The sequence below is a fragment of the Alicyclobacillus sp. ALC3 genome (assembly GCF_028751195.1).
In the GTDB taxonomy this organism is placed as follows: Bacteria; Bacillota; Bacilli; order Alicyclobacillales; family Alicyclobacillaceae; genus Alicyclobacillus_L.
This window is the reverse complement of sequence record NZ_CP066784.1, coordinates 4,081,424-4,095,365: the sequence shown is the minus strand read 5'-3', so window position 1 is coordinate 4,095,365 and position 13,942 is coordinate 4,081,424. Positions and strand designations below refer to the sequence as shown.

Here is a 13,942-nt window from a genome sequence, read left to right as displayed (position 1 = left end):
TATCGCTTCAACACCTCGACAGTTATGATTCATAATCGTCGCTTAAGCGTAGGTAACGTAAGACCGCTGAAAACGTCCTTCCTCGAGAGACGTACCGCCGATACGACTGCAGTGCTTGACGGCGGAAATCCTCTGCCCGCATAGGGTCATGGGGAGCGAGCAGTACTGCCAGACAATCAGCCGAAATCGCCTGTTCGATGGCGAGGCCAGCCCCCTCTGCTGTTCTGTATGCATGCTCGGCCGCTGTAACTTGTTCAAGTGGATTCCTTGTTACACTGGTCGCGAGCAGATAAGCGTGACACAACAGCCGAGCATCCACTGCGCGCTCTGCCGCAGCAATTGCCAACTGCGCCTCTGCCAAGGCAGCCTTGCACTCCTCGCGTCCCATACGAACTAGACATAACGTCTGGTGTGCTGCAGATAGAGTTGGGTAATCCGGGTCAGCTTGTGTGGAGTCAATCACCAATCGACACCACTGCTCTGCAGCGTTCAAGTCACCAGTCGATTGGCACACATCGGCAATGCTGTTGGCAACTCGGATGAGATCGGACTGGTCAACATCCCACCGTTCCATCATTTCGTACGCACGCTCAAGTGTCGGGCGCGCGTCTTCGAGCTGACCGAGTTGACCTTGAATGACACCGAGCAGCCCGAGCGACTTGGCATGCTGAGGATAAGCGTTGATGCGAAGGAAGGTGTCAACGGCCAACTTTGCGTACCAAATAGCTGCGCCATCATTGAGTAGTTCAAGATGCGCGTAGGCGAGATTGTAGTAGAGGCGGCCTGTCGTATAGTCGTCCAAAACGTCGTTCTTTTCGAGTGCCACATTGAGCCACTTCAAAGCTAAATCATACTGGTGAGAGAACAAATGCGTGCTTCCGTAGTAAAAACACGCCTTTACACGGTCGATATCGCGATTGGTATGACTCATAATCAAACCGCACATTTCGTCAACTATTCCGAATATTTTGTTTGTATAGTAGTGTTCGCAGAGTTGGAGCGCGACCTTTACGTGAACCTCCTGCCAGCGCCCGCGATGCGCACGCAGCACTTCATGAAGCAACGTCAGGTTTCCAGCAGCAAAGTCGTCAAACGTCCAAGCCGTCGAATTTAATAGCCCCGCGTAAGAGAGCAGTACAGGGTCATCTAGGCGCTCTGCTATCAAGCGCAGCACGTCAGGAGCAGGTACCTGCCGCCCGCTCTCTAAGAGGCTAATCATCGATTGACTGCCGATTCCTTGCGCGACTTCTGCTTGCGACAAGTGCCGAGATTGGCGGCACCGGCGAATTTGGTAACCGATGACGAGTGAAACCAGTCCACGCTCAGCTTCATCCATGTGTGCTCGCCTCCGTCTGGCAGGATCATTGAAGAAAGGGGGTGAAACCATGAAGGCAGTCACAAGTGTGATCGCAGTTCTGCTGTTCCTATCGGCATCGTCACTCGCTATCTTACCGATAAAGCCAAATCTCCCTCCTGAACCCATGGTGGTATCGTCGATGTAACGCAAGCTTTGGCTGCTCCTTTGGAGCAGCCTCAATTTTGACTTCCGCGTACCTCCTGAAATCACAAAAAGAAGCAACCCGAGTCCGGATTGCCTGTGCAAAGCCACGCTGATGCCGTGGATCAAGAAATGGCAACCCGGCGTTCATAGGCGTCCACATACGTGAACCCCCTTAGATCCGTGGCTTTGCGTCCCAGAGTTTCCCCTAGTTTGCCATGAGACATTTCTAATTTTCCTAATTGTATGTATTTTAGAATCCATTGAACAGCATTGCAACCTCGCGCCACACAATGGCCATGTAACTGTAAAGACAGGCCCATGTAATGTTGATGACAACAGGAGCAGCATTTAACTTACGAATACTGCCCCTATCGTCGCTCATAGAAGTGCTTCAGCTTCTGTCAACACCCGCCGATCAGCCAATCACAGCTGTAACTCTTCGAAGAATTGCCTCAAGCTGTACTTCGATCTGCGCCTGAAGTTGTGCTTGGCGCTGCCTTTGCGCTTCTAACTGAGCTTGTAGCTGCTGCTGCAACTGAATTTGGGCTTGGAGCTGCGCCTGTGCCTGGCTGTCTTCGTTCACGATGTCTGGACGAACATGAACTTTAATATAAGGCTTCGTGTGATGCGACTCATGATGACTCATACGAGAGACCTCCTTCGAGTAGATTAGCCGAGCAACCTGGCAATTGCTTGAAGCTGGGCTTGCAGCTGAGCCTCAAATTGCAATTGCTCTTGTGCTTGTGCTTGGAATTGAGCTTGAAGCTGCCGCTGTGCCTCTAGCTGTGCCTGAAACTGCGCCTGTGCCTGCCTATCCACGTTCCGAATCTTGGGGTCGACAACCACCTCCACAGCGCGTCGGTGGTGGTGGTGATGATGGTGATGATGGTGCCGTTCACAATGTTCGCTCACGGAAAACCCTCCAGACTAGATTAAGATAATTTGAACACACTGTATTAAACGCAACTGTCCGGAGCTTGTCTAGGATAAACGAACCAAGGAACTAGTCCATCTTTTGACCGAGAGTCCTAAATCGCTACTGCTCTGTCCGTCCGCTTAGCCCCGGAACCGACAGAACCGGCCGACTACACAGCAGGGGATACATAAAAAAAATGGCCAGGCATTCGCCTGACCAGTCGTTCCTTGTGTAATACGCGACATTGACAGAGTCAGCATGCCGCGTACTCTATGAAAACTCATTGGGAAGCAAGCCTGTAAGCGGAGTCCTGTACTCCTGTGCTGCAAACGGCGCAAGCGCCTCGCACTGTGGAGCGGCAACCATCTATCTAGACCGACTGTTGCCAGCCGGTTCCAGCGACCTACCCGAGTGCGCGACGGGCCATCGCATGTGCACTCCTATCCGGTCTTGCTCCGGGTGGGGTTTACCTAGCCGGGTTGTCTCCAACCCGCTGGTGCGCTCTTACCGCACCGTTGCACCCTTGCCTGTGCCGCGTAGCGGCCATCGGCGGTCTACATGTCTGTGGCACTTTCCCTAGGATTGCTCCCGCCGGACGTTATCCGGCACCCTGCCCTGCGGAGCTCCGACTTTCCTCCCGTGCGGCCTTTCGACACTGCACCGGCGGCTGCCCAGCTTACTTCCCAGTTGGAGTCAACGAGAACTAGTATACTGCAGGTTGACTGTCCACTTCAAATGTATGTATTTCCACGACTGCCAAGGTTCATGCCCACGTGAAAGGGTCTTCGCGTAGTGCTGAAACGTGAACATCCACTTGCCTCTTTGTTCCTTCCTCAATAACCTCGCGCAGCCTATGCAGAACGGGCCGTTCCAGAGCTGCGTGCGTGGCGTCGACAATCGCCAACCCGTCCTCCCACGCTTCAGCCACCTGATGATGGTCGCAGTCAGCAGTCACCAACACTTGAGCGCCTTGAGCACGCGCCTTGTCGGCCCATCGGCCACCAGAACCGCCAACTACCGCAACCCGTGTGATGACAGTTTCGGCATCACCTCCGAAACGGATATGACTCAGCCCTAACTGCTGTCTGACGAAGTCCGCGAATCCACCGAGTGAACGCGGGCTGTCTAAGTCGCCGACGCGTCCGATCCCGAACGGCCTCCCCATCAACTCGAGCGGGTACAGGTCGTAGGCGACTTCCTCGTACGGATGGGCGTCGACCATCGCACGGATGACTCGCTCCGTCAGTTGTTCGGGAACCACCGTTTCAATTCGGACCTCGTCGGCACGGGTCAGTTCCCCTACCTCACCAAGGAACGGGTCAGCTCCCTCCTGTGCGAGAAACGTTCCTTGCCCGGGCGTGTTGAAAGTACAGTGGCTATAACGGCCGATGAACCCCGCCCCGGCGTCGCAGATGGCACTGCGCACCCGTTCGGCGTGCGCCAACGGTACAAAGACGACGAGTTTACGCAAGCGTTCATTGCTGAGGCGGTCAACGATTTCGACGTTCCTCAGTTCAAACAACTCGGCTAAGACGTCATTCACGCCGCCTTCCGTCACATCAAGGTTGGTGTGCGCGGCGTAGATTGTCAGGTCGTTTTGGATCGCAGTCGCGATAGCCCTTCCGCGCCAAGACTGGGTGTCAAGGCGTTTGAGTGGTCGGTAAAACAGTTCATGATGCGTAATGAGAAGGTCTGCGCCTGCTTGCACCGCTTCAGCGATCACGGCGGGCGACGGGTCGAGTGCGAGCCACACCTTCGCTACCGGTTTGTCCATTCGGCCTGCCTGCAGGCCAATTGGGTCGTCTGGAAAAGCCAGAGAAGTCGGTGCGAAAGCTTCGACCACTGCAATTACTTCTCTTGCGGTGATCATCGAGTACCTGCCCCCTCGTTCTGAGCTTGTCCGTTGTACCAGGCTTCTAACCAGACAATCTGGCGCCCGAGATGGTTCACCTGACTTCTAACGTCGTCGCGTCCACTCTGCCTCATCTTGTGCGCGCGTCTACGCCAATGTTCCAAAGTCTCCTTGACGCGTGTCAAGAACTCTGGCGTCCCGTCTTGTAACAGCCTAGGCCCGAGTTCCAAAGCGACACTCATTGCTATGTCATCGCCCGCGAAGTCCGCGTAACTTTGCATGACCTCACGCTCTGTACCCGGGACCGCGGTCAGCACCTCGTAGATTCGTCCGTGATCGAGAATGGCTCGTTCCGCAGTCAGTGCCCATCCGTTCTCGAGAAAGAAGGACCGCACGTGTTGCGCTTGATTCATGGGCTGGACAATGATGCGCTCAACGCGCTTGAGCACGTCTTCGCAATCGGACAGAACCGCGCGAATCGTGCCGCCCCCCATTCCTGCAGCAATGACCGTGTCCACTTCGCCCGGAAGAACAGTTTTTAGACCAGGTCCCACCCGGACGGCAACCACGTTCGTGAGTCCGTGCGCCCGCACGTTTGTGGCGGCCGAATGAGCCGGAAGTGCAGCAATATCGGTCGCAATGGCAGAGGTCGCGACGCGCGTTTGGACGAGAAAAATGGGCAGTAAGGCGTGGTCTGTTCCAACATCCACAACACGTGCGCCGTGTGGCACAAAGTCTGCAATTGCCTGTAACCGAGCCGACAGCGTGACGGCCACTCGCTCACCTCACGGGGACGGGACCCAGGCCCGTCATAATGCGGCCTGCCCCGTCAGTGTGTATTTGATGCGCGCGATGACTTCCCGATACGCGTAACGGATTTCTGACTTGGACGACCAAGCGGCAAACCCACTCACCTGCATGTCCAGTTGTTGCGCAACAGCCAGTGCCCGCGGCAAGTGATAGTCACTGGTCACGATGACCGCTGAGCGCAATCCGTGATCGCTCATGACATGTCGACTGTTGCGCAAGTTTTCCCAGGTATCGCGCGAGTAACGGTCTTCCAAGATGACCTCGCTTGGAACTCCGTTGAGGATCAAAAAACGGCGCATGGAACTGGATTCGGTCACTGTTTCGTCCTCTCCGCGACCGCCGCTGACGATGACGGCTCCGACATAGCCTTGTCGAAACAAGTGCAGAGCGGCGCGCAGTCGAGCGAGTAAGGCCCGGCTTGGCCGGAACCCATCAGTATAGGCTCCGAGGACGATGGCTGCGTCGGACGGCCTCGGGACTTCATGTCGCCCCATACTCCGAATTTTATACGCAGCCACCCTGAGAAGAACTGCAGCCAACACAGCCATAAGGGCAATGCCAATGAGTGCAAACCCCAAGAATCGCCACACAGGTGCTGCGCCTCCCGTCGTTCCTCCACGGCACTTGAACGGCCACCGGGTCCTCTGACCGGTCATCGGCCATCATTATAATGTACGACGGGATGTCCAACTTAGAAGTGATTTTAGCAGCCGAGTTGACGGGCAATCACGAGGCGCTGGACCTCTGAGGTGCCCTCGCCGATCTCGATCAGTTTGGCGTCGCGGTAATTGCGTTCGACCGAGTATTCGCGCATGTACCCGTAGCCGCCGAGAATTTGCACAGCCTGTTCACACGTCCGGGTGCACATTTCGGATGAAAACAGCTTCGAATATGACGCCTCCAAGCTATACGGTTTACCGTTGTCGCACAGCCATGCTGCCTTCAGCATTGCGTTCTGGGCGAGATCAATGTGCATCGCCATGTCCGCAAGTTTATGCTGGATGGCTTGAAATTTCGAGATCGACTGACCAAACTGCACTCTTGTCTTAGCGTAGTTGAGTGCTGTCTCAAAAGCCGCTCTGGCGATGCCGATGGCGAGCCCAGAAATGGCCACGCGACCGCCGTCCAAAGTCGTCAGGAACTGCTTGAAACCGGCATTCAGGGGGCCAAGCAGGTTCTCCTTCGGTACACGAACTCCGTCCAGGATGAGTTCCACTGTGTTGGAGGCGCGCATGCCCAACTTGTCGTACGCCTTGCTGACCGAAAACCCTGGCGTGTCCGTCGGCACGATAAAAGCACTGATGCCGCGATTCACCGGATCGGTTACGGCTGTGAGGACCACTGTCGATGCGACACCGCCGTTGGTGTTAAAAATCTTAGTGCCGGTAATTACCCATTCATCCCCGTCCGCAACCGCTGTCGTACGCGTACCTCCTGCGTCTGAGCCAGCGCCTGGTTCCGTCAGGCCAAACGAACCAAGCTCTTTGCCTGAAGCAAGCGGGACCAGGTACTGCTGTTTTTGCTCCTCAGTGCCATAAAGGAAAATCGGTGTACAAGCCAACGACACATGCGCTTCAAAACTAAGACCAGTCCCCCCACATGCGCGACCGACCTCTTCCACGGCCAAGCAATAGCTGACCATATCCCCGCCAGAACCACCGTATTCTTCAGGAAAGGGTATTCCCAAGAAACCAAGTTCCCCCATTTTGGCAAACACATCATGCGCAAAGTGTTCTGTCTTATCCCACTCTGACGCATGAGGGGCAATCTCTGCCTCCGCAAAATCCCGCACCGTGTCCCGAATCATTCGCTGTTCTCTGGTTAGTTCGAAATCCAAGCGATCTCCTCCCGTAAGTGAGCAGTTCCAAGCAGTCTACCGATTCCATTATACGAGTCAAAGCGTTTACATCCTAGAGACGCAAAAGGGCGGTGAGGAAGTCAGTTCGCAGGGAACGTATTACATGCCTGCACCGTCTGACAGCCCCACCGCCCGTGTCAGTCAAAAGGCGGTGAATGACCTATTCCAGAAAATCCTTCAACCGCTTACTCCGGCTCGGGTGGCGGAGTTTACGCAACGCCTTCGCCTCAATTTGCCGAATGCGCTCCCGCGTCACGCCAAACACCTTACCGACTTCTTCGAGCGTCCGTGTGCGACCATCATCAAGACCGAACCGGAGACGCAACACATTCTCCTCACGCTCCGTCAAAGTGTCGAGCACATCTTCGAGTTGCTCTTTTAACAGCTCATAGGCGGCCGCGTCGGCAGGCGCCGGGGCTTCATCGTCTGGGATGAAGTCGCCCAGATGGGAGTCGTCCTCTTCACCAATCGGCGTTTCCAACGACACAGGTTCCTGCGCGATCTTCTGAATCTCACGCACTTTCTCAGGCGTCATGTCCATCTCAGCCGCAATCTCCTCGGCAGTCGGTTCACGACCGAGTTCTTGCAGTAACTGACGGGAGATGCGAATCAATTTATTGATCGTTTCGACCATGTGTACCGGGATGCGAATGGTCCGCGCTTGGTCGGCAATCGCACGAGTAATCGCTTGCCGAATCCACCACGTGGCGTACGTGCTGAACTTGTAACCCTTGCGATAATCAAACTTTTCGACAGCCTTAATCAAACCAAGGTTGCCTTCCTGAATGAGGTCAAGAAACAACATACCCCGCCCGACGTAGCGCTTCGCAATACTGACGACGAGGCGCAGGTTTGCTTCCGCTAGGCGACGCTTTGCTTCCTCATCGCCCGCCTCAATCCGCTTTGCCAATTCAATCTCATCTGCAGCGGACAAGAGGGGAACACGACCAATCTCCTTGAGGTACATGCGTACAGGGTCGCTGATCTTGACACCAGGAGGCATGGTAAGGTCGTTTAGGTTGAACCGCTCTTCTTCTTCTTCAGGTCGACTAGAGGATTCTTCTTCCTCGTCATCCAGACTGTCGTCATCTTCACGTTCGTTCAAAATGTCGACGCCTTGTTCGGACAGGTGGTCAAAGAATTCATCGAGTTGATCAGGGTCAAGGTCAAACGACCCCAATCGATTGACGATCTCTGTGTAGGTTAAGGACCCTCTACGTTTCCCCAGTTCCACTAATGCACTCTTTGCTTCTGGAAGGGTGAGTCCACGTTCCTCTTCGCGGGCCGCTTCTCTTTGTATCTCTTTCATTGGTCCCCGCCTCCTTTACCCACTAATACGTCGTGGGGCATTTTCAAAGCAACTATTGCAGCGTTCAAAGCCTCCACCTGTGCGCCTAGTGCTTCAGCAAGTTCGCTGTCGCCACGGCGTCGTGCTTCATCGCTCTCTTTAGCACAGGTCAACAGGTTAGCCTGTAACTGGTGAAGTTGAATCGTGCGCAAGTAGTCCTCTAGTACCCGATTGTCTGATTCGGGGCTATCATCTATTAACAGCGACGAGGCATACCCACGTAACGCGGGGTCCTCCAAGCTGTCTATAAACGCGCTCGACTCCCCTTGCGGAAAGTCGGCGCGAAAACTGTAGAACAGAGCCAAGAGAGCCGTTTGCTCCGGAGAGGCTAATTCGTCCACGCCACGGTTCATCAACCACTCAGCGATGCCGGAACTGGCCATCATCGCTTGAAGAATACGTTCCCCTGCGCGCACCGCGCCATTCTTGACCCGGCTCGGTTCTGCAGGACGATCGGATGTTCGATGTTGGCGACGATCGCTGCGTTTTACGTCTTTACTGATGAGTGCAAGTTCCTCATGCAAAGCTGCCACAGAAACACCAAATTCAGACGCCAGGCTACGTTCTAGCCGGTCCTTCTCGATTGGCGAAGCACGCTCCGCCACCAACTGCAGGGCACGTCGCAAGAAGTCTGTACGTCCACTAGGCGAACTCAAATTCGCTCTCACCCGTTCTTCCCCGATCAGAAAGTCCACAGGAGCAAGGACAGACGACTGCAGGAACGACTGAAACGCCTGTGCACCACGCTTGGTAATGAACTCGTCCGGGTCATTCCCGTCAGGGAATAGAACAACACCCACTTCGAGTCCAGCCGTTTGGGCTGTTTCAAGGGCACGTATCGCCGCCTTTCGGCCTGCTGCGTCTCCGTCGTACGCTATCACGAGACGGTCTGCGCTGCGTTTCAAGACCACTGCCTGCTCTTCAGTCAGCGACGTACCGAGGCTAGCTACGCAGTGCTTTACCCCAGCCTGCCAGACCGACATGACATCCATGTAGCCTTCCAGCAGTATCGCAGTCTGTGCTCGTCGCATTTCGCGCCGGGCTTTGTGCAGATGATACAGTTGCAGTCCCTTCTTAAAGACCAGTGTCTCCGGCGAATTGAGGTATTTTGGCTTCGCGTCAGCCGCTAAACTTCTGCCGCCAAACGCAACGACAGCCCCTTGCGCGTCGAAAATAGGAATCATCACTCGATCGCGGAAGCGGTCTACTGTCTGCCCCCCCAAGTCCACCGCCAACCCCGCTTCCACCAAGAGACGCTCGTCAAATCCCCTTCGCTTGAGGAAATTCACGATTGTCCGACCGTCTTTCGGAGCGTAGCCCACACCGAACTCCGTCATAGTTTGGCGCGTCAATCCGCGGGACTGCAGGTAAGACAGGGCTTGCACACCAGCACTCGTATTCATTAGAATGTAGCTGTACAGCTTCGACGCAAGGTCGTGTGCTTCCTTCATTCGCTGACTCGCCGAACGAATAGCTGAGTCATGGTCAACCGGGCCCAAGTCCGGAATCGGAACATTCGCACGCTCCGCCAGTCGAAGGATGGCTTCTTGAAACGAAAGCCCTTCGATGTCCATCACAAAGCCAATGACGGTCCCTCCCGCCCCGCAACCGAAGCAGTAGTACATCTGTCGGTCTGCGGAAACAGAAAAGGAAGGTGAACGTTCATTGTGAAACGGACATAGTCCGACATACGAACGCCCGCTGCGTCGCAGTTGGACGTAGTCTGACGCCACGTCTACAATGTCGGAACGCTTACGCACTTCCTCAACGAACGATTCGTCCATCCTAGCCAAACGATCACCCCTCCTGCGGTTCAGCAACTTCGCCGAGCGAAGACGCGCAAGCAGGAACTCGTTCGTTGACCCGCATTTTTATATTCTACAAGCTCAGTTCTTTTCCTCCTTCGTTTCGAAAATGACATCGCGGGCTTCGCCAAAATCCGACACCGCTGTGACGAAATCCGCGCCGGGTGTACACTCGGCGCGGGTGTTTCCAGTTTGGCAAGCCGCGATACACGGTATACATCAAACTGGACAATTGGGATACCCCGATTTCAACAAACACTAGTATCGACGAGGTCAGTTAAATTTATCCTTGTATTTCGCCCGCACTCAATCCTATGGTCGACACGGCGCACTTATGTACGAGGGTCAACCAGTGCAGCGTGGGCAGCTGCTAGACGCGCAAGTGGAACCCGAAACGGTGAGCAACTAACATAGTTCAACCCCTGAACTTGACAGAAGTGAATCGACTGCTTTTCGCCCCCGTGCTCGCCACAGATGCCTAGTTTAAGGTCATTGCGGACAGAGCGACCCTTTTGTGTCGCAATCTGAATCAGTTGGCCGACTCCCGTCGCGTCGAGTACGGCGAATGGGTTCTCTGGGAGGATTTTTTCGGTCGTGTAGTGATGCAAGAACTTTCCTTCGGCATCGTCACGACTGTACCCAAACGTTGTCTGCGTCAAGTCATTGGTCCCGAATGAGAAGAACTCCGCTTCCTCTGCAATCTCGTCTGCCGTCAGCGCAGCGCGCGGCACTTCAATCATAGTGCCAATGACACACGGCAGAGTCTGCCCAGTCTCGGCTTCGACCGACCGTGCGGTGGTTTCGACGAGTTCTTTCATTCGACGCAACTCTTCCCTCACTCCAACGAGCGGGATCATCACCTCAGGCTGGGGATTTAGACCTTCCTTCTGGAGGTCTGCTGTCGCTTGGAAGATTGCCCTGGCCTGCATCTCGTACACTTCCGGGAAGGTGATGCCAAGGCGACAACCACGGTGCCCAAGCATCGGGTTTAGTTCGTGCAACTGACGTACCTTGCCTAAGAGGTTACTGACATCCGCTAGTTCCTGTTCAATCAAGGTCCGCGCCGCACCGTTCTCGTACTGCAAGCGAGTCTGAAGTACAGCCTGGCGCGTGACGAGTTGTTCGAGGTTCGGCAGGAACTCGTGAAGTGGTGGGTCCAGCAAGCGAATCGTTACGGGTAGTCCGTCCATCGCCTTCAGGATGCCGTAAAAATCGTCCTGCTGCATTGGCAGTAGTGCCGCTAACGCTTGGCCGCGTTCGGTCGGTGTGGACGCTAAAATCATGGCTTGAACAACAGGTACCCGCTCAGCTGCCATGAACATGTGCTCCGTTCTGCACAGTCCGATGCCTTCCGCGCCAAACCCTCGCGCTCTGGTGGCGTCTTCCGGATTGTCCGCGTTCGCTCGGACGCCGAGTTGACGAATTTCGTCCGCCCAAGACAAGAGGGCTTGAAAGTCAGCGGAGAGTTCTGCTTGGACGCGCACGACTTCGCCTAGGAGCACTCGCCCCGTCGCGCCGTCAATGGAGATCACGTCGCCCTTGCGCAAGGTTCGGTCACCGATTCGGGCGTATCCGTCGCGCGTATTAATGGTCAGTGCATCGCAGCCACAAACGCAAGGCTTCCCCATCCCGCGCGCCACGACGGCTGCATGACTCGTCATGCCCCCGCGACTTGTCAAAATCCCCTGTGCGGCAAGAATGCCGTGAATGTCTTCCGGTGTCGTCTCCGTCCGCACCAGTAGGACAGCCTCGCCTTGTTTCGACCACTGCTCTGCCTCATCTGCATCAAACGTAATCCGTCCCGACGCCGCACCAGGAGACGCAGGGAGACCGCGGGCGAGTTCGTCGACAGGCGCATTCGGGTCAATGCCTGGGTGGAGCAATTGATCAAGCTGGTCCGGGTCGACGCGAGAGACAGCTGTCGCTTTGTCGATCTTGCCTTCTTCCACAAGAGCGACAGCAATTTTGACGGCTGCAGCAGCTGTACGCTTTGCGTTGCGCGTCTGCAAGAGAAACAGTTTGCCCTCTTCCACCGTGAATTCAATGTCTTGTACATCACGGTAGTGTGCTTCCAACTGCTCGCAGACCTGTAGGAACTGCGTATAGATTTCAGGCATATCGTGAGCAAGTTCGGCAATCGGCTTTGGTGTGCGTATACCGGCAACGACGTCTTCACCCTGCGCGTTTGTCAGATACTCGCCAAACACGCTCGGTTCACCGGTCGATGGGTTGCGTGTAAAAGCGACACCCGTCCCAGAATTGTCACCCATATTGCCAAAGACCATGCTTTGCACGTTGACGGCGGTGCCAAGGTCGTCCGCGATTTTGTGTACGCGACGATAAATAATCGCACGTTGGTTGTTCCAGGAACGAAACACTGCTTCTATCGCAAGACGCAGTTGATCGTACGGGTCTTGTGGAAACGCTTTGCCGGTCTCCCGCTCTACGAGCTTGCGGTAACCCGCAATGACTCTTTGCCAGTCCTCGGCGGTCAAAGCCTGGTCATCTTTCGCGCCGACATCCGATTTTACATCGTCCAAGATGTGCTCAAATTGATAATGCGGAATGCTTTGCACCACGTCTCCGAACATTTGGATAAACCTGCGGTAACAGTCAAATGCGAATCGGTCGTTGCCTGTCTGCGCTGCAAGAGCACGGACTGTTGTGTCGTTCAACCCCAAATTGAGCACCGTGTCCATCATGCCTGGCATCGAGATCGGAGCCCCTGAGCGAACCGATACCAAGAGCGGGTTCACCGCGCCACCAAAAGACTTCTCAGTCTCCTGCTCAAGTGCCTGAACTGCGCTTTGAACCTCTGTCCACATCGTTTCCGGCAGCGTTTCACCACTGTCATAAAACGCGTGACACGCAGTCGTCCCAAGTGTGAATCCAGGGGGCACCGGCAGTCCAGCCTTCGTCATCTCCGCGAGATTGGCACCCTTCCCGCCTAACAAATAGCGATCTGCTGCGGTACCTGTAGCGAATGGATGGACCCACTGCGTCATGCTTCGCTCCCCTTTCGAGACACAATCTCGAGGATAATTCCTGCGGTTTCTTCAACAGCCTTGTCACTGACGTCGATCACTGGGCAGTTTAGTCTGCGCATCACATCTTCTGCGAACTCCAACTCGGCCGAGATTCGCTCGTAGCTTGCGTAGCTCGCCTGTGGAGTCAGACCTAGAGTGCGCAGACGCTCTTGCCGAATCAGGTTCAACTTCTCTGGACGAATGCGAAGACCAACAATCTTCCGCTTGTCTTTGAGTGCAAACAGTTCCTCAGGCGGTTGCACCTCAGGGACGAGCGGTACGTTCGCCACCTTCATGCGCCTGTGTGCCAAGTACATGCTCAGTGGCGTCTTCGACGTGCGGGAGACGCCAATCAGTATAATGTCAGCTCGCGCCAAGCCACGCGGGTCGCGCCCGTCATCGTACTTCACTGCGAATTCGATGGCTTCTACCCGTCTGAAGTACTCAGCGTCAAGCTGGTGAACCAACCCGGGTTTGCGTTGCGGGGGAGCACCGATGAGGGATTCGAGTGCTTCCATCATCGGCCCCATGATGTCGACCGCAGGTACTTCGAGGCGTCGAGCTTGATGTAGCAAATACTCGCGCAACTCCGGTAGTACAACTGTAAACACAATCACTGCGTTTTCTTCCTTCGCACTTTCGACCGTTTCATCGATCACGGACGGCTCATGCACGTGCGACACACGTCGGAGTTCAACATGGCCACCGTCAAACTGACTTGCCGCCGCCCGGGCGACAAATTCTGCTGTCTCTCCAACCGAGTCCGATACGATGTAAATCACCGGTGTCTCCAACCGACTCTCGTCCTCCCCGCGCTATCTTCGAT

At 55.3% G+C, this 13,942-nt stretch carries 11 protein-coding genes, 1 other RNA gene and 1 riboswitch; all 12 genes read right to left on the bottom strand.

Features of this window, described 5'->3' with window-relative positions; all coding sequences use genetic code 11:
- Nucleotides 1–22 precede the first annotated feature (22 nt).
- Nucleotides 23–1,336 (bottom strand): helix-turn-helix transcriptional regulator, encoded by a 1,314-nt coding sequence (locus tag JC200_RS18875; protein WP_274433261.1) that lies wholly within the window; start codon nucleotides 1,334–1,336, stop codon nucleotides 23–25.
- 293 nt (nucleotides 1,337–1,629) lie between these two features.
- Nucleotides 1,630–1,726, bottom strand: a riboswitch (cyclic di-GMP riboswitch).
- A gap of 190 nt (nucleotides 1,727–1,916) precedes the next feature.
- Nucleotides 1,917–2,147, bottom strand: coding sequence for a hypothetical protein (locus JC200_RS18870; protein ID WP_274433260.1), 231 nt, complete (start codon nucleotides 2,145–2,147; stop codon nucleotides 1,917–1,919).
- A gap of 23 nt (nucleotides 2,148–2,170) precedes the next feature.
- Nucleotides 2,171–2,413 carry a hypothetical protein gene (locus tag JC200_RS18865; RefSeq protein ID WP_274433259.1) on the bottom strand — a complete coding sequence of 81 codons (243 nt, stop codon included), beginning with the start codon at nucleotides 2,411–2,413 and terminating at the stop codon, nucleotides 2,171–2,173.
- 287 nt (nucleotides 2,414–2,700) lie between these two features.
- Nucleotides 2,701–3,100, bottom strand: an RNA gene (gene rnpB / locus JC200_RS18860) — RNase P RNA component class A.
- Between the two features lie 80 nt (nucleotides 3,101–3,180).
- Nucleotides 3,181–4,287, bottom strand: coding sequence for a Nif3-like dinuclear metal center hexameric protein (locus tag JC200_RS18855; RefSeq protein WP_274433257.1), 1,107 nt, complete (start codon nucleotides 4,285–4,287; stop codon nucleotides 3,181–3,183).
- A complete protein-coding gene (locus tag JC200_RS18850; RefSeq protein ID WP_274433256.1) occupies nucleotides 4,284–5,045 on the bottom strand; it encodes a tRNA (adenine(22)-N(1))-methyltransferase in 762 nt (253 codons plus the stop codon). Before JC200_RS18850 ends, JC200_RS18855 begins: the two co-directional genes overlap by 4 nt.
- Before the next feature lie 33 nt (nucleotides 5,046–5,078).
- Entirely contained in the window at nucleotides 5,079–5,669 is a 591-nt protein-coding gene (locus JC200_RS18845; RefSeq protein ID WP_274433255.1) for a YdcF family protein, read from the bottom strand.
- Between the two features lie 113 nt (nucleotides 5,670–5,782).
- A complete protein-coding gene (locus JC200_RS18840; RefSeq protein WP_274433254.1) occupies nucleotides 5,783–6,916 on the bottom strand; it encodes an acyl-CoA dehydrogenase family protein in 1,134 nt (377 codons plus the stop codon).
- Between the two features lie 181 nt (nucleotides 6,917–7,097).
- On the bottom strand, nucleotides 7,098–8,246 hold the full coding sequence (gene rpoD, locus JC200_RS18835) for an RNA polymerase sigma factor RpoD (protein WP_274433253.1): 1,149 nt from the start codon (nucleotides 8,244–8,246) through the stop codon (nucleotides 7,098–7,100).
- The gene (dnaG, locus tag JC200_RS18830) at nucleotides 8,243–10,069 is read right to left on the bottom strand and encodes a DNA primase (RefSeq protein ID WP_274436599.1); all 1,827 of its coding nucleotides are present in this window, start codon (nucleotides 10,067–10,069) and stop codon (nucleotides 8,243–8,245) included. The genes rpoD and dnaG overlap by 4 nt, the downstream gene beginning before the upstream one ends.
- Nucleotides 10,070–10,422: 353 nt before the next feature.
- Entirely contained in the window at nucleotides 10,423–13,095 is a 2,673-nt protein-coding gene (ppdK, locus tag JC200_RS18825) for a pyruvate, phosphate dikinase (protein ID WP_274433252.1), read from the bottom strand.
- Nucleotides 13,092–13,910: a pyruvate, water dikinase regulatory protein gene (locus JC200_RS18820; RefSeq protein WP_274433249.1), complete on the bottom strand. Its 819-nt coding sequence runs from the start codon at nucleotides 13,908–13,910 to the stop codon at nucleotides 13,092–13,094. The genes ppdK and JC200_RS18820 overlap by 4 nt, the downstream gene beginning before the upstream one ends.
- Between the last annotated feature and the right edge of the window lie 32 nt (nucleotides 13,911–13,942).